Genomic DNA, 21,139 nt, shown 5'->3' with positions numbered 1-21,139 from the left:
AGCGGGCTTGCCCGCGATAGCAATGGCACAGACACCCCCCATCCCAAGCCGGGTGCGTTACCATACCCGGCCGGACGCGGCGCCCTGCTGCGCGCAGGAGTTCGCATGGCCCACCCGTTTGAAACACTCACCCCCGACCTGGTCCTCGATGCCGTCGAAAGCATCGGCTTCCTCAGCGATGCCCGCGTATTGGCGCTCAACAGCTACGAAAACCGTGTCTACCAGGTGGGCATCGAAGACTCCGAACCGCTGATCGCCAAGTTCTATCGCCCGCAGCGCTGGACCAACGAGGCGATCCTCGAAGAACACCGCTTCACCTTCGAGCTGGCGGAATGCGAAGTGCCAGTGGTCGCGCCGCTGATCCACAACGGCGACAGCCTGTTCGAGCACGCCGGGTTCCGCTTCACCCTGTTTCCCCGCCGTGGCGGCCGCGCACCGGAGCCGGGCAATCTCGACCAGCTCTATCGCCTTGGGCAACTGCTGGGCCGTTTGCATGCGGTGGGTTCCACCCGCCCGTTCGAACACCGTGAAGCGCTGGGGGTGAAGAACTTCGGTCACGATTCCCTCAACACGCTGCTCGAAGGCAACTTCATTCCCAAGAGCCTGCTGCCGGCCTACGAGTCCGTGGCCCGCGACCTGCTCAAGCGCGTGGAAGAGGTGTACAAGGCCACGCCCCACAAGAACATCCGCATGCACGGCGATTGCCACCCCGGCAACATGATGTGCCGCGACGAGATGTTCCACATCGTCGACCTGGATGACTGCCGCATGGGCCCGGCGGTGCAGGACCTGTGGATGATGCTCGCCGGTGACCGTCAGGAATGCCTTGGGCAGCTGTCGGAATTGATGGACGGCTACCAGGAATTCCACGATTTCGACCCGCGCGAACTGGCGCTGATCGAACCGCTGCGCGCGTTGCGCTTGATGCATTACAGCGCCTGGCTCGCGCGGCGCTGGGATGACCCGGCGTTTCCCCATAGCTTCCCGTGGTTTGGCAGTGAGCGTTATTGGGGCGACCAGGTGCTGGCGTTGCGCGAGCAACTGTCGGCCCTCAACGAAGAACCCCTGAAACTCTTCTGACCCAACCCCTCCCCTGTGGGAGCTGGCTTGCCTGCGATGACGGCTGCACATTCAGCATGAATGTGTCTGAACGACCGCTATCGCAGGCAAGCCAGCTCCCACAGAAAAGCGCCACCCGCTACCTGACAAATATCCTTACAATCGCGCTTTGATAGCTGCCTAAGCAAGGATTCTGCAATGCACGCCGCCAACCCCCGCAAGGGTTACATCCTGGGCCTGAGCGCCTATGTCATCTGGGGTCTGTTCCCTCTCTACTTCAAAGCCATCGCCAGCGTCCCGGCCGCCGAAATCATCGTGCACCGCGTGTTGTGGTCGGCGCTGTTCGGCGGTTTGCTGCTGATGGTGTGGAAACATCCCGGCTGGTTCCGCGAACTGCGCGACAACCCCAAGCGCCTGGCGATCCTGGCCCTCAGCGGCTCGTTGATTGCGGGTAACTGGCTGACCTACGTGTGGTCGGTGAACAGCGGGCGCATGCTGGAAGCGAGCCTGGGTTACTACATCAACCCGTTGGTGAATGTGCTGCTGGGCATGCTGATCCTCGGCGAACGCCTGCGGCGCTTGCAGTGGGCTGCGGTCGCGCTGGCGGCAGTGGGTGTGGCGCAGCAAGTGTGGCAGGTGGGCAGTTTGCCGTGGGTGTCGCTGGTGCTGGCGCTGACCTTCGGGTTCTACGGTTTGATCCGCAAGCAGGCGCCGGTCAAGGCACTGCCGGGGCTGGTGGTGGAAACCTGGATGCTGGTGCCGATTGCCGTGGCGTGGTTGTTGTTCAACCCGACCGCCCACAGTGCACAACTTGAGTTCTGGAGCACGTCCGAAGCCTGGTGGCTGGTGGCCGCAGGCCCGGTCACGCTGATCCCACTGGTGTGTTTCAACGCCGCCGCACGGCATTTGCCCTACACCGCCTTGGGCTTTTTGCAGTACGTCGCGCCGACCCTGGTGCTGCTGGAAGCCGTGCTGCTGTTCGGCGAGCACCTCGCACCGAGCACGCTGATTGCCTTCGCGTTTATCTGGGCAGGCCTGGTGGTCTACAGCGTGGATGCGTGGCTGAGCGTGCGCAAACGCTGATCAAATAACGTACAAAACTCTGCAAGCCACAGCCGGCGTGGCTTGCAGACATCCACCCCAAGGTTATCCACAACCTGATCCCCGCCATTTGTGCACAAGCGCTTGAAATTGCTCGTTTTTTGCTCAAACAACGAAGGCGCCCGGCCGGCGTGGCCTGCCGCCGGGTCTCTACAGGTTATCCACAGGCCCATGCAAGATTTTCATGCATAACCCTGTGGGCAGATTATTCCTCGTGGTGCAGTTCCACCATCAAGTCATCGGCCAGGGTTTCCAGGGATAGCTGTAAGGTATCCAGGGACAGCGCCGCCGGCACCTGCAACAGCGCCTCGGCGGTAAACAGCGGGTCGCCGCTCATGGGCGCCGGGCGCACATCGGTACTCAGGCTCTCCAGGTTCACGCCCAGCTTGCTCAGCAGCGCGGTGATCTCGCGCACGATGCCTGAACGGTCATTGCCCACCAGCGTCATCATGATGGATTTGGACGCACTAGCCTGCCCACTGCTGCCCTCGCCCACCAGCACGCGAATGCCGTGTGTGGATAAGTCCTCCAGCGCACCCACCAATGCCTGACGGTTTTCTGTGGGAACACTGACCCGCAGGATCCCGGCAAATTGCCCGGCCATGTGGGCCATGCGGCTTTCCAGCCAGTTGCCGCCGTGGGCGGCGATGTTCTGCGCAATGCGTTCAACCAGGCCGGGTTTGTCGGCGGCGATAATTGTGAGTACAAGATGGTCCATGGCAAAGCCCTCTGGAATTCAATCTACAAGGTGGACTCGGCAGCCGCCGAAAACAAATCGTGTACCATTTTTATATTTATCTGGAACAATCCAATAGTTTTTTGAGAACATCCCGTTCTCCGCTGTGACCGTACGACCAAAGTGGGTCGCTAAACGACGTATTTAGTCTAATTTTCACAACCGCAAGTCATCATGTAGTATGCGCAACCTGGCACTACATAATGAAAATCTAAAAAGCGCTTAAGCTGTGCAGAGTGAGGCAAGCAATGACTGAACACGTTCAAGTCGGTGGCCTGCAGGTCGCCAAAGTCCTGTTCGACTTCGTGAACAACGAAGCCATTCCCGGCACCGGCATTACTGCCGACCAGTTCTGGGCCGGTGCCGACAAGGTCATCCATGACCTGGCGCCGAAGAACAAAGCCCTACTCGCCAAACGCGACGATTTCCAAACGCGCATCGACACCTGGCACCAGACCCACGCCGGCCAGGCTCACGATGCGGTGGCCTACAAGGCCTTCCTGCAAGACATCGGATACCTGCTGCCAGAAGTCGCAGATTTCCAGGCCACGACCCAAAACGTCGACGACGAGATCGCCCGCATGGCCGGCCCGCAGCTGGTGGTGCCGGTGATGAATGCGCGCTTCGCCCTCAACGCCTCCAACGCACGTTGGGGCTCGCTGTACGACGCGCTGTATGGCACCGATGCCATCAGCGAAGCCGACGGCGCCGAAAAGGGCCAGGGCTACAACAAAGTGCGTGGCGACAAAGTGATTGCCTTCGCCCGCGCCTTTCTTGACGAAGCCGCACCGCTCAGCGCTGGCAGCCACGTCGATTCGACCGGTTACAAAATCGTCGACGGCAAGCTGATCGTCAGCCTCAAGGGCGGCAGCAACAGCGGCCTGCGCGACGACGCACAACTGATCGGCTTCCACGGCGACGCGGCACAACCGACCGCCGTGCTGCTGAAGCACAACGGCCTGCACTTCGAAATCCAGATCGACGCCAGCACCCCGGTCGGCCAGACCGACGCCGCCGGCGTCAAAGACGTGCTGATGGAAGCCGCGCTGACCACCATCATGGACTGCGAAGACTCCGTCGCCGCCGTCGATGCCGATGACAAAGTGGTGATCTACCGCAACTGGCTCGGCCTGATGAAAGGCGACCTGGCCGAAGAAGTGGCCAAGGGCGGCAAGACCTTCACCCGCACCATGAACGCCGACCGCGTTTATACCGGCGTGAATGGCCAGGACGTGACCTTGCACGGCCGCTCCCTGCTGTTCGTGCGCAACGTCGGTCACCTGATGACCATCGACGCGATCCTCGACAAAGACGGCAACGAAGTGCCGGAAGGCATGCTCGACGGCCTGGTCACCAGCCTGGCCGCGATCCACAGCCTCAACGGTAAAAGCAGCCGCAAGAACAGCCGCACCGGTTCCGTGTACATCGTCAAACCGAAGATGCACGGCCCGGAAGAAGCCGCGTTCACCAACGAGCTGTTCGGCCGCATCGAAGACGTGCTGAACCTGCCGCGCAACACCCTGAAAGTCGGGATCATGGACGAGGAGCGCCGTACCACGGTCAACCTCAAGGCCTGCATCAAGGCCGCCAGCGAGCGCGTGGTGTTTATCAACACCGGCTTCCTCGACCGCACCGGTGATGAAATCCACACCTCCATGGAAGCCGGCGCGATGGTGCGCAAGGCGGCAATGAAGGCAGAGAAATGGATCGGCGCCTACGAAAACTGGAACGTCGATATCGGCCTGAGCACTGGCCTGCAAGGCCGTGCGCAGATCGGTAAAGGCATGTGGGCAATGCCCGACCTGATGGCGGCGATGCTCGAACAGAAAATCGCCCACCCGCTGGCCGGCGCCAACACCGCGTGGGTACCGTCGCCGACCGCCGCTGCGCTGCACGCGCTGCACTACCACAAGGTCGACGTCTTCGCCCGCCAGGCCGAACTGGCCACGCGCGAACGTGCGTCGGTGGACGACATCCTGACCATTCCTCTGGCGACCAATACCGATTGGTCCGACGAAGAAATCCGTAACGAGCTGGACAACAACGCCCAGGGCATCCTCGGTTATGTGGTGCGCTGGATCGACCAGGGTGTCGGCTGCTCGAAAGTGCCGGACATCAACGATGTCGGCCTGATGGAAGACCGCGCCACCCTGCGTATCTCCAGCCAGCACATCGCCAACTGGCTGCGCCACGGCATCGTCAACGAAGCCCAGGTGCTGGAAAGCCTCAAGCGCATGGCGCCGGTGGTGGACCGTCAGAACGCTGGGGATAAGTTGTACCGCCCACTGGCACCGGACTTCGACAGCAACATCGCGTTCCAGGCAGCAGTGGAGTTGGTGATTGAAGGGACCAAGCAGCCGAATGGCTATACCGAGCCGGTGTTGCACCGTCGGCGTCGGGAGTTCAAGGCTAAAAACGGCCTGTAAATGAAAAAAGCCCTGGTCGAGAGACCGGGGCTTTTTCTTTGGGGTGTTGGGGTGACTGTGGCGGCCTCATCGCAGGCAAGCCAGCTCCCACATTTTGATCGAGTTCCGACAGGATACACGCGGTCAAATGTGGGAGCTGGCTTGCCTGCGATGGGGCCCGCCCGGCAACCACAAAAAATCAGGCCGCCATCCCCAACTCCCGCTTGACCATCTTCGCCAACTTCACGCTATCAATCGGCTTGAGCAAAAAGTCCACCACGCTCAAATGCATCGCATCAATCACATCCAGCGCTTCCGCATCCCCCGACATGATGATGATCGGCAACGCCGCCCGCGTGGACTCGCGCACCTTGCGGATCAGCTCCAAACCGTTGCTGGGCGCCATGCGCAGGTCGGTGATGAGCAGGCCAATGGAGCCGCTGGACTGCAACAATGCCCACGCCGCCTCGCCGCTCTCGGCCGTCATGCAGCGAATACCGTCCAGCGCGAGGATTTCCGCCAGCAGTTCACGGGCGTCCTTGTCGTCATCGACGATCAACACCCGTTGCGGCGGTAAATCGGGCTCCAGCATCACGGCGCTCAGCGCCTCGCGCTCGGCATCACTCAAAATATCGTGGTCGGACATACGGTTCTCAGCAGTTCTCATCAATCTCCCAGCACACTCGTCAGACATCTGCGGAAGGGCGATCAATGTGCACTTCGTCGGAAAGTTTGCCTAGTGGGCGTTCTACGGGTTTTGCACAATCTTCATGTAAGGTTTTTCCCTAGGTTTACAGCGACTCCCGGGACCTAGACTTACGTCCAATGGGCACCCGACCCGCAGGAGCCGACCATGCAGGACGATAACGACAATAAAATTGCGGTCACTGTTATGAGTAAAGCTGATGCCTTCGCCCAGGCGGGGAAAACTGCTGTGTTGCAGAACATTCACGGCACCTTGCAGTTCCTGCAACGCTTCCCGCCGTTCAACCAGATGGAAAACGCGCATTTGGCGTTTCTGGTGGAACAGTGCCAATTGCGCTTCTTCGGCCCCGGCGAGAGCATCCTCAAACCGTCGGGCGGGCCGGTCGAACACTTTTACATCGTCAAGCAAGGCCGTGTGGTCGGCGAACGCCCGGACTCGGCAGAGACCACCTTCGAAATCGCCACCGGCGAATGTTTCCCCCTCGCCGCGCTACTCGGCGAGCGCGCCACCCGCACCGAGCATAAAGCCGCTGAAGACACCTTCTGCCTACAGCTGAACAAGCCGGCGTTTATCAAGCTGTTCGCCCTTTCCAGCCCGTTTCGCGACTTTGCCCTACGTGGCGTGAGCAGCCTGCTGGATCAGGTCAACCAGCAAGTCCAGCAAAAAGCTGTGGAAACCCTCGGCACCCAATACTCCCTGAACACCCGCTTGGGCGAATTGGCCATGCGCCATCCGGTGACGTGCAGCCCGGCCACACCGCTGCGCGAGGCGGTGACGCTGATGCATGAACAGCAGGTCGGCAGCATCGTGATCGTTGACGAGCACAAGGCGCCCCTGGGGATTTTCACCCTGCGCGACCTGCGCCAGGTGGTGGCCGACGGCACCAGTGATTTCAACCAGGCCATCGCACGCCACATGACCCAGGCGCCGTTCTACCTGACCCCGGACCACAGCGCCTTCGACGCGGCCATCGCCATGACCGAACGGCACATCGCCCACGTCTGCCTGGTGAAAGACCAGCGCCTGTGTGGCGTGGTGTCCGAACGCGACCTGTTTTCCCTGCAACGGGTCGACCTGGTGCACCTGGCCCGCACCATCCGCAACGCGCCCCGGGTGGACAACCTGGTGGCGATCCGCGGCGAGATCGGCCAGTTGGTCGAGCGCATGCTGGCCCATGGCGCATCGTCCACCCAGATCACCCACATCATTACCCTGCTCAACGATCACACCGTGTGCCGGGTGATCGAGCTGACCCTGGCCGAAAAAGGCGACCCCGGCGTGCCGTTCAGTTGGCTGTGTTTTGGCAGCGAAGGCCGCCGCGAGCAGACGCTGTACACCGACCAGGACAACGGCATCCTGTTTGATGCCAAGGACGCCGCCGAAGCCGCGTCTATCCGCGCCCTGCTGTTGCCCTTGGCGCAGCAGATCAACCAAAGCCTGGCGCTGTGCGGCTTCAGCCTGTGCAAAGGCAATATCATGGCCGGCAACCCCGAGCTGTGCCTGTCGCGGGCCGAATGGGCGCGGCGTTTTGCGGCGTTTATCCGCGAGGCCACGCCGGAGAATCTGCTGGGTTCGAGCATCTATTTCGACCTGCGCGTGGTGTGGGGCGATGAGCGCGGCTGCGAGCAACTGCGCCAGGGCATTCTTGATCAAGTCGCGGATAACCGGCTGTTCCAGCGCATGCTCGCAGAGAACGCCTTGCGCCAGCGCCCGCCCGTAGGACGTTTCCGCGAGTTTGTGCTGTCGCGCAAAGGCAGCGAAAAGGCCACGCTGGACCTCAAGGTGCAGGGCCTCACGCCCTTTGTCGACGGTGCGCGCCTGCTCGCGCTGGCCAATGGCATTCACGCCAACAACACCCTGGAGCGCCTGCGCCAGTTGGTGGTCAAGGAAGTCATCGAGCCGCTGGACGGCGCCGCCTATGAAGAGGCGTATCACTTTATCCAGCAAACCCGCATGCAGCAGCATCAGTTGCAGACCCGGGAAAACCAGCCCTACTCCAACCGCGTCGATCCCGACAGCCTCAACCACCTCGACCGGCGCATCCTGCGCGAATCCCTGCGCCAGGCCCAACGCCTGCAAAGCAGCCTGACGTTGCGGTATCAGCTGTGAGTCTGTTCAGTTGGTTGCGTGCGAAAAAACCACGGCTCGACACCCCGCAACAGCAACGCCTGGCGCAGTTGCCCACGCCTGCCGCACTGGGAACCGGCACCTTGCGCAGCCAGCGCTGGGTGGTCCTGGACCTGGAAACCAGCGGCCTGAACCTCAACCGCGACCAGGTGCTGTCCATCGGCGCGGTGGTGATCGAAGACGGCGCGGTGGATTTCTCGCAGATGTTCGAGCGCACCTTGCAACGCGCCGAGAGCAAACTCAGCCCCAGCGTGCTGATCCACGGCCTCGGCCCCAGCGCGATTGCCGCCGGCAGCGATCCGGTGGAAGCGCTGTTGGACTTCATGGCGTTTGTTGGCGACAGCCCGCTGCTCGCCTTCCATGCCCCCTTCGATCAACACATGTTGTGCCGGGCGCTCAAGGACAGCCTGGGTTATCGCCTGTCCCACCCGTTCCTGGACGTGGCTGATATCGCCCCGCTGCTGTGCCCCGAGGCGCATATCCGCGAAGCCGGGCTGGATGACTGGATCAATCACTTCAACCTGCACGTGGGCGAACGTCATCACGCCAGCGCCGACGCCCTGGCCACGGCCGAGCTGATGCTGATCCTGTTCAGCCGCGCGCGGCAGCACCACATCGACACGCCGCAAGCGCTGCACGAGCGTTTGAGCCAATGGAAACGGCGTAAACAGGCGCCCTCTTTCTAGGGGACGCGGAGCGCCTGGGGAGGCATTCCCACGCAGAGCGTGGGAACGATCACCCGACAGACGCCAATTGCGCCCACCCGACGCCTCTGACACAATCGCGAATAATTCTCGTTAGTTTAAACACTTTGTTTGCCAGGTGATGCCTTGTCGTCGATCCAGAACCCACACAGTGAGCTTGTTGGCGCGTTGTATCGCGACCATCGTGGCTGGCTGTTGGCCTGGCTAAGACGCAACGTGGCCTGCCCGAGCCGCGCCGAAGACCTGAGCCAGGACACCTTCATGCGCCTGCTGGGCCGTGACGAACTGCGCGAACCCCGCGAACCCCGGGCGTTCCTGGTGGCCATCGCCAAAGGCCTGCTGTTCGACTACTTCCGTCGCGCCGCCCTTGAACAGGCCTATCTCACCGAACTGATGCTGATCCCGGAAAGCGAACACCCCTCGCCGGAAGAGCAGCAACTGATCCTCGAAGACCTCAAGGCCATCGACCGCCTGCTCGGCAAGCTGTCGAGCAAGGCCCGCGCCGCCTTCCTCTATAACCGCCTCGACGGGATGGGCCACGCCGAAATCGCTCAGCGCCTCGGCGTATCCGTGCCGCGTGTGCGCCAGTACCTGGCCCAGGGCATTCGCCAGTGCTACATCGCCCTGTATGGCGAGCCGCTGTGAGCGTGATCAGTTCCAAACCGGTGTCGGCCCGTGTGCTGGATGCGGCGATTGCCTGGCAGCTGTCCCTGGATTCGGGCGATGGCAGCCCGGTTGAGCGCGAAGAATTCGACAAATGGCTGGCCAGCAATGAAGAACACGCCCGCGCCTGGCGCCAACTGGGCATGCTCGACCAGCGTTTCAGCGCAGCCTCGGGCCCGGCACGGGCGGCGTTGTTGCAGTCCCGCGAGGGCATTCGCCAGCGGGTGCGCAAGCTCGGCAGTGGCCTGGCGAGCATCGTCGTGGTGATTGGCCTGGCCCTGTTTGCCGGGGAGCGTTATGTGCCGATCCACTATTGGCTGGCCGACCAGCGCACCGCCACCGGCGAGCAGCGCACGCTGAAACTGGCGGACGGCACCCTGATCAACCTCAACACCCACAGCGCCATCGACGTGCGCTTCGATGACAAGCGCCGGCTGATCGTGTTGCAGGAAGGCGAAATCCTCGTCGAGACCGGCCACAACGATGCGCGGCCGTTTTATGTGCAGACCCGCGACGGCAGCCTGCGCGCACTGGGCACGCGGTTTATCGTCAAGCGCGAAGAAGACGCCACGCGCTTGAGCGTGCTGCAATCGGCCGTCGGCGCCCAGCCCGAAGCGTTGCCGCAGGAACAGATTTTCAAGGAAGGCCAGCAGGTGCTGATGCGCAGCGACGGCCTGGGCCCTACGCTGGCCGTCACCCCCGCTACCGATGCGTGGACGCGCGGCATGCTGGTGGTGGACAACGCGCGCCTGGGCGATGTGGTGGCGGAACTGGCGCGCTACCGCACCGGGCATTTGGGTGTGGATAAGCATGTGGCGGACCTGCGTATTACCGGCAGCTTCCCGCTGCATGACACCACCCTGGCGTTGAATGCGCTGCTGCCGACGTTGCCGGTGCAGATCGAGCAGCACACGCCGTGGTGGGTGACTGTCGGCGCCAAGCCTTAGGTTCTGTGGTGCCTGGGCGATTGCTATCGCAGGCAAGCCAGCTCCCACACTTAACTGTGTTCACAAATCAAATGTGGGAGCTGGCTTGCCTGCGATGAGGCCCTCAAGAACACCCCAAAAAAATATTTGCACCCAGCCCTATCACTTTTCGATTCTCGTTCGGCACCTAGGCAATTGAGAAATATTTCCATTCAGGAGCCGCCCCATGTCCCGCACGCTAGACACCCTGTTGCGCCCCAGCCTGTTAGCCGTGGCCATCGCCCTCAGCGCCCCGCTGGCCAGCACCCCGCTGATCGCCGCCGAACAGGCCTCCAGCGTGCGCGCCTACAACTTGCCGGCGGCTCCCCTGGCGAGCACCTTGAACCAGATCGCCAGCCAGGCTGGCCTGGCGTTGACCCTCAACCCGGCGCTCGCTGCGGGTAAAACCTCGGCTCCGGTCAAAGGCCAGTTCGATGCACAGGGCGCACTGCGTGAGGCGCTGCGTGGCACGGGCTTGCAGTTGGAGCAGAGCAGTGCGGGGACGTACACGCTGGTGGCGATTCCGGAGGGTGTGGTGGCGTTGCCTGAGACCAATATCACCGGTCAAGGCAGCTATGAAAGCGCATGGGGCCCAGCGGACGGCTATGTCGCAACGCGCACCGCTGCCGGCACCAAGACCGACACACCGATTGCCGAACTGCCGCGCTCCGTCTCGGTCATTACCCGCAAACAAATGGAAGACCGCTCGGTACTCAACCTCAACGACGCCCTGCGCTACACCGCTGGCGTACAGAGCAGCGGCTACGGTTCCGACTCGCGCAGTGACTGGTTGCTGGTGCGCGGCTTCGTGCCGACGCAATTCCTCGATGGTCTGCCATTGCCGAAAGGTAACTACGCAACCCCAAAAATCGACACCTGGGACCTGGAACGCATTGCCGTCCTGCGTGGCCCGGCGTCGTCGGTCTACGGGCAAACCCCTCCGGGCGGCTTGCTGGATATGGTCAGCCGTCGGCCGCAAGCCGAACGTTCGAATGAAATCGAAGTGCAGGCCGGCAGCAACAACCACAAGCAGATCAACTTCGACAGCACCGGCAAGATCGATGACGAGGGCCAGTTCCTCTACCGCATCAGCGGCGTCGTGCGCGACAGCAATACCGCCGTGGATCACATCCCGGACAAACGCTACAACGTTGCCCCCAGCCTGACTTGGAATATCAACGACGATACCAAGCTGACGTTGCTCACCCAGTTCACCCGCGACGATACAGGGATCACCGGGCAGTTCCTGCCCTTGCAAGGCACCAAGCTGAGTTCGCCCGCCGGCAAGATTTCCCATCACAAGAACCTCGGTGATCCGGATTGGGAATTCTATGACCGCACCTACTACGCGCTGGGCTACGCCTTCGAAACGCGTCTGAACGACACGTGGCAGTTCCGCCAGAACCTGCGCTACACCAAGAATGATCTGTCGTTCCAAGGCATCACGGCGGGCGGCGCGTTCTATCCAAACGGCCCGGAACTCGCAGTCGACGACGCTGGCAACGTCACCCGTTCTGCCGGCAAGGTCGATGAAAACATCGGTCAGTTCGCCGTGGATAACAACTTCCAGGCCGACTTCCAGACCGGCGCAGTAAGCCACACGTTGCTGCTGGGCCTGGATCATCAGCGCTCCGACAGCGATGCGCGCTGGCTATGGGGTTCGGCCGGTGTACCGACCATCAACTTCAACCGCCCGGTGTATGGGCAAGACTTCTCCAAAGTCCAGTACTTCACCATGTACGACTACACCCAAAAGACCCAGCAGACCGGCCTTTACGTCCAGGACCAAATGGCACTCGACAACTGGCGCCTGACCCTCGGTGGGCGCGAGGACTGGGTGCATACCGGCACTACGTTCCACAACCTGAATGACGCCACCAACACCCAGCGTGACAAGCATTTCAGCGGCAACGCGGCGCTGAGCTACGTGTTCGACAACGGCATCACCCCGTATCTGTCCTACGCAGAATCGTTCCAGGCGGGTACCGGTACCCAAGTGGCGAGCACCGGAACGTTCAAGCCAACCGAAGGCAAGCAATACGAAGCCGGTGTCAAATACCAACCACCGGGCACCATGGCACTGTTTGCTGCTGCGGTGTTTGACCTGACCCAGCAGAACTCCACCGTGACTGAAGGCAGCATCACCCGCCAGATCGGTGAAGTGCGCGTTCGCGGCCTTGAACTGGAAGCCAGTGCCGACGTCACCGAAAGCCTCAAGCTGGTGGGTTCGTACACCTACAACGACAGTGAAATCATCGAAGGTGCTGCCGCCGAGAAAGGCAATCGCATGAACCAACTGCCACGCAACCAAGCCACTGGCTGGGCCGACTACACATGGCGCAGCGGCCTGCTGGACGGTTTCGGCGTCGGTGCGGGCGTGCGTTACGTCGGCGACACCTACGGCAACGCCACCAACACCGATTTGGGCCATGTCGGCTCCTACACCGTGTACGACGCGTCGGTGCACTACGACCTGGGCCGTGTGAACAACACCCTCAAAGGCGTGACGGTCGCGGTCGACGCCAAGAACATCTTCAACAAGGACTACCTGTCCACCTGCGATGGTTACTACTGCTATTACGGCGACCAACGCAACGTAGTCGCCAGCGTTAATTACAAATTCTAAGACGGTGAACAGCCGCTGACGAAGGGCCGCCTGAACTGCGGCCCTTTTTGCCTTGGAGCCGTGATGAAAAGCAAAACCATCCGCCGCTGGTCCTTCATCCACACCTGGACCAGCCTGATCTGCACGGTGTTCCTGCTGCTGCTTGCCCTCACCGGCCTGCCGCTGGTGTTTCACCACGAGATAGATCACCTGCTGGGCAACGAGCCGCAGCTGGCGCAAATGCCCGCCGACACGCCGCAGCTCAACCTGGAGCAGTTGGTGGCCAAGGCCGAGGCCCATCGCCCCGGCGAAGCCATGCAGTACCTGGCGTGGGACGAGGACGACGCGAACGGCGTGATTGCGATCATGGCCGCCACCGCCGGTACCGAGCCCAACTCGTCCCACACGTTCATGCTGGATGCGCGTACCGGTGACGCGGTGGAGATGCCGTCGGCGAATGGCGGCTTTACCCTGTTCCTGCTGCGCCTGCATGTGGATATGTTCGCCGGGCTCCCAGGCAAGTTGCTGCTGGCGTTCATGGGCATTCTGTTTGTGGTGGCGATTATCTCGGGCACGGTGTTGTACCTGCCGTTCATGCGGCGCCTGAAGTTCGCCACCGTGCGCCAGGACAAATCCACGCGCCTGCGCTGGCTCGACCTGCACAACCTGCTCGGCGTGGTCACCCTGACCTGGGCATTGGTGGTGGGCGTCACCGGCGTGATCAGTGCCTGCGCCGACCTGATCATCGCCGCCTGGCGCCAGGACAGCCTCAGCGCCATGATCGAGCCGTACAAACACGCGCCACCGCTGAGCCAACGCGCACCGGCCAGCGAATTGCTGACCATCGCCGCCAAGGCCGCGCCCGGCATGCAGCCGGACTTTATCGCCTTCCCCGGCACGCGGTTTTCCAGTGAGCATCACTATGCGGTGTTCATGAAAGGCAGCACCCACCTGACCTCGCACCTGCTCACGCCGGTACTCATCGACGCCAGCACCCTGGCCGTCACGGCCATCGCCGAACGGCCGTGGTACATGGACGCCATGGGCATGTCCCAGCCCCTGCACTTTGGCGACTATGGCGGCATGCCGATGAAGATCTTGTGGGCGGTGCTGGATGTGCTGACCATCATCGTATTGGGCAGTGGGGTTTATCTGTGGATCGTCAGGCGTAAGACATGAAGCCAAGACAGTCGAGTTTCTGGAAGGTGTTTGGCATTCCCTTGGGGATTGGCGTGCTCAGTGCGGCGGGGTTGTTTGCGGCGTTGCTGGGGGATGGGTGGTGGGATTCGTTGAGTTGGGTGGGATTGGGGGTGCCGGCTGTGATTGGTGTCTGGGGGTTGTTTAGGCGGCGGGGCTAAGGGCCTCATCGCAGGCAAGCCAGCTCCCACATTGGAGGGTGTTCACAATTCGAAATGTGGGAGCGGGCTTGCCCGCGATGAGGCCTTCAAAAACACCACCAATGCCTCTAGGCTAGCCCCTGCCCATCTTGAGGAATGCCCATGTCCACCATGACTCTGTTCCACAACCCCGCCTCCCCCTTCGTGCGCAAAGTCCGCGTGCTGCTGCTCGAAACCGGCCAGCAGGACCGCGTGGCCCTGCAAGCCACCCTGCCGACGCCGATCCAGCCCGACCAGCACGTGCTGCAAGGCAACCCGGTGGGCAAGATCCCGGCCCTGCGCCTGGCCGACGGTTCGGTGCTGCACGACAGCCGGGTGATCCTCGATTACCTCGACCACCAACACGTCGGCAACCCGCTGATCCCCCGCGACGGCTCGGCGCGCTGGCGCCGCCTGACCCTGGCGTCGATGGCCGACGGCATCATGGATGCCGCCGTGCTGGTGCGCTACGAGACCGCCATGCGCCCGGTGGAGAAGCATTGGGACCAGTGGCTGGACGAACAGCGCAACAAGATCCGCCGCAGTGTCGCCGAGTTGGAAGCGGACGCGATTGCGGAGTTGGCCAGCCACTTTGATATTGCCGCGATCAGTGTGGCGTGTGCCTTGGGTTACCTGGATTTCCGCCACCCGGACCTGCAATGGCGCCTTGATAACCCGAGGCTTGCCGCCTGGTACGCCGAGGTCAGCCAGCGCCCTTCGATGCAGCAGACCCAGCCACCGCTCTGAAACCCACCGCTGACCAGTGTGGGAGCTGGCTTGCCTGCGATAGCGGTGTGTCAGTTTGCACTTGTTTTCCTGGCCCACCGCTATCGCAGCGATGCGGCGACCCGACAAGCCAGCTCCCACATAGTCCAGCGGCGTGGTTGAGGTAGTCGATCATCCGCGCCTTCATTTGCTGATCTTCCCTTAACCCAATCATTGCACCCCCTCCAGATCAAACTGCAACGGCTCCACCGCCTTGCGCTTGCCCACGCCATACCAGTCCAGTTTGCGTGTCAGCACCATCACCGTGCCCAGCAGGCCAAACAGCAGCAGCGAGCCCATCAGCAGCGCGTAATCCTCGGCGCTCAACAGCCCGTACAGCAAGCCATACAACGCCGCCAACCCCGCCGAAAAGCCCAGCCCGTGGCTGATGCTGCGCAGCACATGGCAGACGTAGAAACCAATCAGCAACACACAGGCGCTGGCGGAGATGAGATAGGCCAGGGCAAAGCCGATGTGCTCGGACAACGACAACAACAGCAGGTAGAAAAACGCCAGCGCAAAGCCCACCAACGCGTACTGGACCGGGTGCACCGCCAGGCTCTTCAGCACTTCGAACAGGAAGAAGCCGGCAAAGGTCAGGCCGATAAACAGCAGCGCGTATTTGATCGCCCGGTCGCTCTTGAGGTACTGGTCCACCGGGTCGATGAAGTTCACGCCGAAGCTGCGGTTGGTGAAATCCTTGCAGCCCTGGCCGTCCAGGCAGCTTTGCAGCGCCTGTTCGAGGTTGGTGGAAAAGAAGGTGGTCTGCCAGTTGGCGGTAAAGCCTGCGTCGGTCACGTCCCGCTGGGCCGGCAGGAAGTTGCCGATAAAGCTCGGGTGCGGCCAGTTGGAAGCGAGCGAGACCTGGCTGATCTTGCCCACCGGCACCACTTGCAACTGCTCGGTGCCTTGCAGGCGCAGATCGAAGGCGAAGTCCACGACGTAGGGCTTTTTGCTGTCCTGTACCGGCAACGCCACGTGCACGCCCTGCCCCAGCCAGTCCACTTGGGAGCCGGGTTCGAAGTCCAGTTGCTGGCTGCCCAGCTCCAGTTTCAGCGCGTTTTCGATGCCGCGAATATCGCTGATACCCACCGCCAGAAACGCCGGCTCAAAGCGGTAATCGGCAAAGTCTTCGGTGATACCCCATTGCGTGGGCAACTCGAAGCGCCCACTGATGCGGTTGTCGGCATGGAACAGCCGCGCCTGGTAAATGCCCCGTGCGCGCAGTTCGGTCTGCACTTTGCCGTCGAGTTCAAAACGGTCCGGCAGGAAATACAGACGACCACGTTCTTCACGGGTGACTTCGTAGCGTTTGTTGAGCTTTTCATTGAGCTTCCACTCGCGCACGGTCTTGCGATAAGGCACCACCATCACCGGGCCGGTGAGGCGCTGGCTGTAGCTGGAACTGCGGGCAATATCTTCCAGCACTGCATCACGAGTGTATTGGCGATCGCCGATGATGCCGTTGATCATCAGCAATGGAATCAGCAATACCAGCATCAGCAGCGCAATCGCGCCCAGTTTGAAAAGCAGACTGCGGTTCATGGGACTCTCCCTGTTTTGATGGGGCGAGTCTGGGCAGCCTGTGTGGGGGGTTTATGTGGGCAATGTGGAGACTGTGTGGAGATGCAGCACCACTTGCACGCCGCCGGGTACGTTGCCGATCTGCAAGGTGCCGCCGTGCAGCTTCATCACTTCTTCGACAAAATTCAGGCCCAGGCCGGTGCTTTTACGCCCGCTGGCCGGACGTGGCAGCGAGTAGAAACGCTCGCTCAGGCGTGGCAGGGCGTAGTCGGGAATCGGCGCCGCCTGGTTGAACACGCTGATGTGCACGTCGTTGTGCTGCGCGTGCGCACTGAACTTCAAGGTGCCGCCCGCAGGCGTGAAGTCCAAGGCGTTGTCCAGCAGATTGCCCAGGGCCTGGCGCAACAGGAACGGTTCGCCGTAGACCTTCACATCGGCAGCAATCGCCTGTTGCACCTGCAAGCCGGCGCGTTCGATCCGCGCACATTGCGCCGTGAGCATGTCCTCGACCATCGCCGCCAGCGGGATGCTCGCCTGCTCCTCCAGGCCCTGACGCTGCTCCACCTGCGCCAGGTTCAACAGGCGTTCGATCAACTGCTGCAAACGCGCGCTTTCGCTGTCGATATTACCGACAAACCGCTGCTGCTGTTCACGGCTCATATCGCCCTGCAACAGCTCCGCCGCGCCGCGAATCGCTGCCAGCGGGCTTTTCAATTCGTGGGTCAGGGTGTGCACGTAATGCTCGACGTAGGCCTTGCCTTCCAACTGCGTGCGCATGTGCTCCACGGCGCTGGACAGCTGCTTCAATTCGCCGCCACGGTAATGCGGCAACTCGGCACGGCGGCCTTCGCTGACGGCCTCGGCATACGCCGTGAGGCGGCGCAACGCGACCGTCAGCCACCACGACAACAACGCCCCCAGCAACAGGCCCAGCACCACCAGCCCGGCGCCATACCACAGCAGGCGCCGCTCGGTGCGGTCCACATAGGGCTGCAACGAGCTGTTGGGCTTGGCCACGGTGACCACGCCGATGATCTCGCCGTTGTCGCGGATCGGTGCGCCCACATGCATCACCGACGAGGTGGCGTCGTCCTCTGCGCTGCGGGTGGAACGCGCACCGTACTCGCCGCGCAGGGTCAGGTACACGTCGTTCCACTTGGAATAGTCCTGGCCCACCGCCTCGCCCGTGGAATCGAGCAGCACGATGCCCTTGGCGTCGGTCACGTAGATGCGATGGTTGACCTGGTTTTTCGGCAGGCCCCAGATAGTCGCCCTCGGCTGGCGATTGCCGTAGGCCTTGAGCCATTCAGGCCAGTGGCTTTGGCCGAGGGTGCCGTTCTTCACGTCATCGCGCAGGATCTCGGCGAGCAGGTTGGCGGTGTCCACCAGGGTTTCTTCGGTGGACTGGCGCACGCCGGGGCGGATCTCCTTCATCACCGTGCTCAGCACGAAATAGCCGGTCAGGCCGATAAACAGCGCATACACGAGGAAGATCCGCAGCCCCAGGCGCATCAGCTGTGGCTCGGGCTGTAGCTGTAGCCGAGGCCGCGATGGGTCTGGATCGGCTCGGCGTCCGCCGCCACGCTGCGTAATTTGCTGCGCAGGCTTTTGATATGGCTGTCGATATTGCGCTCATAGCCGGCATCCGCCGCCACGCCGACCGCGTCCAGCAATTGCTCGCGGCTGAACACCCGCTCGGGTTGTTCCAGCAGGCTTTGCAGCAGGCGGAATTCGTGGCGGGTCAGGCTCAGCGGCTGGCCGCGATAGTTGATCTGCATGCGCTCCAGGTCGACCTGGAACACCGCCGGCGCCACACCGGGGCCGACGCGCTTGAGAATCGCCTTGACCCGCGCCGCCACTTCCCGTGGGCTGAACGGCTTGACCACATAATCGTCGGCGCCGATTTCCAGGCCCACCACGCGGTCAATCTCACCGTCGCGGGCACTGAGGAACATCACCGGCACTTCACTGAAACGGCGCAGTTGCTTGCAGGTTTCAAAGCCGGTGATGTCGGGCAGGCCGATGTCGAGGATGATCAGGTCGGCCGGCGCCTGGCGCTGATGGGCCAGCGCCTCCTGGCCAAGGCTCAGCCAGGTGGTGGTGAAGCCCTCGCCTTGCAGGGCGAATATCAGCGTGTCGGCTATCGCCGCTTCGTCTTCGACAATCAGGATGTGAGGCATGGGGCTCTGTCAGCAGTCCGGTTTGTCCGCAGTGTAACGACGCGCCGGGTTCACCGCTGCGCCAAATTCACGCAGGGCCTTGGCGCCGATCAACAGCGGGTAGTTGAAGCTGCTGCGGTCGGTGAGGTTGACCTCGACGGTGCGCTTGACGTTGCCCAGGCACATTTCCAGGTCGATCACCGGGCGCTTGGCCACGCTGGCTTCGTCCTTGTCGTCGTCCTCGTCGGCGCGGCTCTTGATCTTGCTGATGCGCGAGACTTTGTGCTCGTAGACCTTATCGGATGCGTCCTTGCCGCCGAGGCGGAAGCGTACCCAGTCGTCGCCGTCACGCTGGAAGGTTTCGATGTTGCGCGCAGAGAGCGAGGCCGTCAGGGCACCGGTGTCCATCTTGGCCTTGAAGGTTTCGCCGATCTCCGGCAATTGGATGTATTCGTAGCGACCGTAGAGGGTCGGTTCGGCGGCCATGACCGGCACGGCAACCAGGGCGAACGCAGCAAGTAACAGTTTCACGAAGGGATGTCCTCGGAAAGAAGTAGGCGGATTCTAGACCGCAAAAGCGCGGGTTAGTTAGCTCGCGTCAACCATACTGGCCGCATTGTGAAACATTCGTCCGGCGCTTTGCGATTTGGCCTCTAGACTCACCTTGCTTATCATGGCCCGCCCACAAGAATCCAAGAGTTGCTTATGCGCCGCCTGCTCACCGGCTGTTTTGTCACCCTGCTGCTGTTGCTCAACACCCTGGTCCTGATCGGTCCGTTGATGGTGTTTGCCCTACTCAAGCTGGTCGCCCCCGGCCGCTCCCGCGACTACATGTCCTGGGCGGTGATGTGGATCGCCGAAACCTGGGCCGAGATCGACAAGCTGATCTTCGCGTTGTGCATCCCCACCCAATGGGACATTCGCGGTGGCGGCGACTTGCGCACCGACACCTCCTACCTGGTCATCAGCAACCATCAATCCTGGGTGGATATCCCGGCGCTGATCCAGGCCCTCAACCGGCGTACGCCGTTCTTCAAGTTCTTCCTGAAAAAGGAACTGATCTGGGTACCCTTCCTGGGACTCGCGTGGTGGGCGCTGGATTACCCGTTCATGAAGCGCTACAGCAAGGCGTTCCTGGCCAAGCACCCGGAGCTGGCGGGGCAGGATTTGCAGATAACCAAGCAGGCGTGCGAGCTGTTCAAGCGCCAGCCAGTGACGGTGGTCAATTATCTGGAAGGGACGCGGTTCACCGAGGCCAAGCGCGCGCAGCAAGCATCACCCTTCACACGCTTGCTCAAACCTAAGGCGGGCGGCGTGGCGTTTGTGCTGGCGGCGATGGGTGAACAGTTGGATGCGATCCTCGACGTCACCGTGGTTTATCCACAGGCGAAGATCCCGGGGTTCTGGGACTTGATCAGCGGCGCGGTGCCGAAGGTGATCATTGATATCCGCACCCGCGAGCTGGACCCGGCGTTGTGGCAAGGGGATTACGAGAACGATCCAGCGTTTCGCCAGACCGTCCAGAACTGGGTGAACCAGCTCTGGAAGGAGAAGGATGCGCGCATCGAACACCTGCGCGCCGAGCAGTAATCAGCTACCGGTACCCCACGCCTGTGCCAGCTTGCCCAGCACCGACTCGCTGGCACCCTGGCCACCCAGGTATTGCAGGATCACCGGCGCAAACTGGCCGATCATGCCGCTGTCCATACCCAGGGCGCTGAATGCGGTGTTCAGGTCATTGGTGCTTTTCACGTTACCCAGCAGGCCGTCCAGGCCGCTGGTCTTGCTGCCGCCCGCTTGGCCGAGCATCCCGCTCAAGGCCCCGAGGCTGCCCAGGGCGTTGTTGCCCGACAGTTGATCCAGACCCGGCACGCTCTTGCCCAATTGCGAATAGTCGCTGCCGCTCAATTGGTTCTTGGCCAGGCCCAGCATCGCGCCGGTGCCGCCGACGGCTTGCTCAGGGGTGACATTCAGCTGCGAGGTCAGTGCGCTCAGCAGGCCAGCGGTCTGGGAGCTCGGCGCTGCGGCAGCCGCCTTATTGTTGCCGCCCTGGGCACCGGAAACGGCGTTGGCCACATCGCCGAGGCTGAAACCTGCGGCAAATACCGGGCTGGCGGCCACGGTCATCAGGCAGGAAAGGGCGAAACCGCGTGAAATCTTCATTGAAACAACCTCTGGATGTAGGAGCTAAAAGCAGGCGTTTGACTGACACTCCCGGAGGAATGTTCCCACTTCAAGATTAGT

At 62.0% G+C, this 21,139-nt stretch carries 19 protein-coding genes; 12 read left to right on the top strand and 7 right to left on the bottom strand.

The window, feature by feature from the left end; all coding sequences use genetic code 11:
- The first annotated feature begins 105 nt into the window (after positions 1-105).
- Together ACU688_RS19280 and rarD are read left to right on the top strand one after the other, a co-directional pair.
- The gene (locus ACU688_RS19280) at positions 106-1,080 is read left to right on the top strand and encodes a serine/threonine protein kinase (RefSeq protein WP_448185974.1); all 975 of its coding nucleotides are present in this window, start codon (positions 106-108) and stop codon (positions 1,078-1,080) included.
- A gap of 177 nt (positions 1,081-1,257) precedes the next feature.
- A complete protein-coding gene (gene rarD / locus ACU688_RS19275; protein ID WP_207045147.1) occupies positions 1,258-2,142 on the top strand; it encodes an EamA family transporter RarD in 885 nt (294 codons plus the stop codon).
- 223 nt (positions 2,143-2,365) lie between these two features.
- On the opposite strand, the gene ACU688_RS19270 is transcribed toward rarD, so the two are convergent.
- Complete coding sequence (locus ACU688_RS19270; RefSeq protein ID WP_448185973.1) at positions 2,366-2,878, bottom strand: glycine cleavage system transcriptional repressor; 513 nt, start codon at positions 2,876-2,878, stop codon at positions 2,366-2,368.
- Positions 2,879-3,144: 266 nt separating this feature from the next.
- On the opposite strand from ACU688_RS19270, the gene ACU688_RS19265 reads away from it, so the two are divergent.
- A complete protein-coding gene (locus ACU688_RS19265; RefSeq protein ID WP_448185972.1) occupies positions 3,145-5,322 on the top strand; it encodes a malate synthase G in 2,178 nt (725 codons plus the stop codon).
- A gap of 178 nt (positions 5,323-5,500) precedes the next feature.
- Here ACU688_RS19265 and ACU688_RS19260 read toward each other — a convergent pair whose 3' ends face one another.
- A complete protein-coding gene (locus tag ACU688_RS19260) occupies positions 5,501-5,947 on the bottom strand; it encodes a response regulator (RefSeq protein ID WP_448185971.1) in 447 nt (148 codons plus the stop codon).
- 246 nt (positions 5,948-6,193) lie between these two features.
- On the opposite strand from ACU688_RS19260, the gene ACU688_RS19255 reads away from it, so the two are divergent.
- From ACU688_RS19255 to ACU688_RS19220, 8 genes are all read left to right on the top strand, one after another.
- A complete protein-coding gene (locus ACU688_RS19255; RefSeq protein WP_448185970.1) occupies positions 6,194-8,116 on the top strand; it encodes a putative nucleotidyltransferase substrate binding domain-containing protein in 1,923 nt (640 codons plus the stop codon).
- Complete coding sequence (locus tag ACU688_RS19250; protein WP_448185969.1) at positions 8,113-8,820, top strand: 3'-5' exonuclease; 708 nt, start codon at positions 8,113-8,115, stop codon at positions 8,818-8,820. The genes ACU688_RS19255 and ACU688_RS19250 overlap by 4 nt, the downstream gene beginning before the upstream one ends.
- A 144-nt stretch (positions 8,821-8,964) precedes the next feature.
- On the top strand, positions 8,965-9,483 hold the full coding sequence (locus ACU688_RS19245) for an RNA polymerase sigma factor (RefSeq protein ID WP_016977831.1): 519 nt from the start codon (positions 8,965-8,967) through the stop codon (positions 9,481-9,483).
- On the top strand, positions 9,480-10,448 hold the full coding sequence (locus ACU688_RS19240; RefSeq protein WP_448185968.1) for a FecR domain-containing protein: 969 nt from the start codon (positions 9,480-9,482) through the stop codon (positions 10,446-10,448). Before ACU688_RS19245 ends, ACU688_RS19240 begins: the two co-directional genes overlap by 4 nt.
- Positions 10,449-10,653: 205 nt before the next feature.
- The gene (locus tag ACU688_RS19235) at positions 10,654-13,092 is read left to right on the top strand and encodes a TonB-dependent siderophore receptor (RefSeq protein WP_448185967.1); all 2,439 of its coding nucleotides are present in this window, start codon (positions 10,654-10,656) and stop codon (positions 13,090-13,092) included.
- Positions 13,093-13,155: 63 nt separating this feature from the next.
- Positions 13,156-14,250 (top strand): PepSY-associated TM helix domain-containing protein, encoded by a 1,095-nt coding sequence (locus tag ACU688_RS19230; protein ID WP_448185966.1) that lies wholly within the window; start codon positions 13,156-13,158, stop codon positions 14,248-14,250.
- Positions 14,247-14,429 (top strand): hypothetical protein, encoded by a 183-nt coding sequence (locus ACU688_RS19225; protein ID WP_448185965.1) that lies wholly within the window; start codon positions 14,247-14,249, stop codon positions 14,427-14,429. Before ACU688_RS19230 ends, ACU688_RS19225 begins: the two co-directional genes overlap by 4 nt.
- A 135-nt stretch (positions 14,430-14,564) precedes the next feature.
- Positions 14,565-15,194: a glutathione S-transferase N-terminal domain-containing protein gene (locus ACU688_RS19220; RefSeq protein WP_448185964.1), complete on the top strand. Its 630-nt coding sequence runs from the start codon at positions 14,565-14,567 to the stop codon at positions 15,192-15,194.
- A gap of 189 nt (positions 15,195-15,383) precedes the next feature.
- Here ACU688_RS19220 and creD read toward each other — a convergent pair whose 3' ends face one another.
- The 4 genes from creD to rloA2 are packed head-to-tail and all read right to left on the bottom strand — an operon-like array spanning position 15,384 to position 19,426.
- Complete coding sequence (creD, locus tag ACU688_RS19215; RefSeq protein WP_448185963.1) at positions 15,384-16,757, bottom strand: cell envelope integrity protein CreD; 1,374 nt, start codon at positions 16,755-16,757, stop codon at positions 15,384-15,386.
- A 51-nt stretch (positions 16,758-16,808) separates the two neighbouring features.
- Complete coding sequence (creC, locus tag ACU688_RS19210; protein WP_448185962.1) at positions 16,809-18,248, bottom strand: two-component system sensor histidine kinase CreC; 1,440 nt, start codon at positions 18,246-18,248, stop codon at positions 16,809-16,811.
- Entirely contained in the window at positions 18,248-18,916 is a 669-nt protein-coding gene (gene creB / locus ACU688_RS19205; protein ID WP_448185961.1) for a two-component system response regulator CreB, read from the bottom strand. The genes creC and creB overlap by 1 nt, the downstream gene beginning before the upstream one ends.
- 9 nt (positions 18,917-18,925) lie before the next feature.
- Positions 18,926-19,426, bottom strand: coding sequence for a retropepsin-like aspartic peptidase RloA2 (gene rloA2 / locus ACU688_RS19200; protein ID WP_448185960.1), 501 nt, complete (start codon positions 19,424-19,426; stop codon positions 18,926-18,928).
- 174 nt (positions 19,427-19,600) lie between these two features.
- Here rloA2 and yihG point away from each other — a divergent pair, with 174 nt between their 5' ends.
- Positions 19,601-20,485 (top strand): 1-acylglycerol-3-phosphate O-acyltransferase, YihG family, encoded by an 885-nt coding sequence (gene yihG, locus ACU688_RS19195; protein ID WP_448185959.1) that lies wholly within the window; start codon positions 19,601-19,603, stop codon positions 20,483-20,485.
- Here yihG and ACU688_RS19190 read toward each other — a convergent pair whose 3' ends face one another.
- A complete protein-coding gene (locus tag ACU688_RS19190; RefSeq protein ID WP_448185958.1) occupies positions 20,486-21,058 on the bottom strand; it encodes a DUF2780 domain-containing protein in 573 nt (190 codons plus the stop codon). It lies immediately after the preceding gene.
- Positions 21,059-21,139: the final 81 nt, after the last annotated feature.

The organism is Pseudomonas acericola (SeqCode), assembly GCF_053456465.1.
The sequence above is the reverse complement of the archived record's forward strand: the minus strand, read 5'-3'. Positions and strand labels throughout refer to the sequence as shown.

What these genes read in the sequence shown, in the direction of transcription:
- ACU688_RS19280 (WP_448185974.1), top strand. Translation starts at nt 106, where the DNA reads ATGGCCCACCCGTTTGAAACACTCACCCCCGACCTGGTCCTCGATGCC.
- rarD (WP_207045147.1), top strand. Translation starts at nt 1,258, where the DNA reads ATGCACGCCGCCAACCCCCGCAAGGGTTACATCCTGGGCCTGAGCGCC.
- ACU688_RS19270 (WP_448185973.1), bottom strand. Translation starts at nt 2,878, where the DNA reads ATGGACCATCTTGTACTCACAATTATCGCCGCCGACAAACCCGGCCTG.
- ACU688_RS19265 (WP_448185972.1), top strand. Translation starts at nt 3,145, where the DNA reads ATGACTGAACACGTTCAAGTCGGTGGCCTGCAGGTCGCCAAAGTCCTG.
- ACU688_RS19260 (WP_448185971.1), bottom strand. Translation starts at nt 5,947, where the DNA reads ATGTCCGACCACGATATTTTGAGTGATGCCGAGCGCGAGGCGCTGAGC.
- ACU688_RS19255 (WP_448185970.1), top strand. Translation starts at nt 6,194, where the DNA reads ATGAGTAAAGCTGATGCCTTCGCCCAGGCGGGGAAAACTGCTGTGTTG.
- ACU688_RS19235 (WP_448185967.1), top strand. Translation starts at nt 10,654, where the DNA reads ATGTCCCGCACGCTAGACACCCTGTTGCGCCCCAGCCTGTTAGCCGTG.
- ACU688_RS19230 (WP_448185966.1), top strand. Translation starts at nt 13,156, where the DNA reads ATGAAAAGCAAAACCATCCGCCGCTGGTCCTTCATCCACACCTGGACC.
- ACU688_RS19225 (WP_448185965.1), top strand. Translation starts at nt 14,247, where the DNA reads ATGAAGCCAAGACAGTCGAGTTTCTGGAAGGTGTTTGGCATTCCCTTG.
- ACU688_RS19220 (WP_448185964.1), top strand. Translation starts at nt 14,565, where the DNA reads ATGCCCATGTCCACCATGACTCTGTTCCACAACCCCGCCTCCCCCTTC.
- creD (WP_448185963.1), bottom strand. Translation starts at nt 16,757, where the DNA reads ATGAACCGCAGTCTGCTTTTCAAACTGGGCGCGATTGCGCTGCTGATG.
- creC (WP_448185962.1), bottom strand. Translation starts at nt 18,248, where the DNA reads ATGCGCCTGGGGCTGCGGATCTTCCTCGTGTATGCGCTGTTTATCGGC.
- creB (WP_448185961.1), bottom strand. Translation starts at nt 18,916, where the DNA reads ATGCCTCACATCCTGATTGTCGAAGACGAAGCGGCGATAGCCGACACG.
- yihG (WP_448185959.1), top strand. Translation starts at nt 19,601, where the DNA reads ATGCGCCGCCTGCTCACCGGCTGTTTTGTCACCCTGCTGCTGTTGCTC.
- ACU688_RS19190 (WP_448185958.1), bottom strand. Translation starts at nt 21,058, where the DNA reads ATGAAGATTTCACGCGGTTTCGCCCTTTCCTGCCTGATGACCGTGGCC.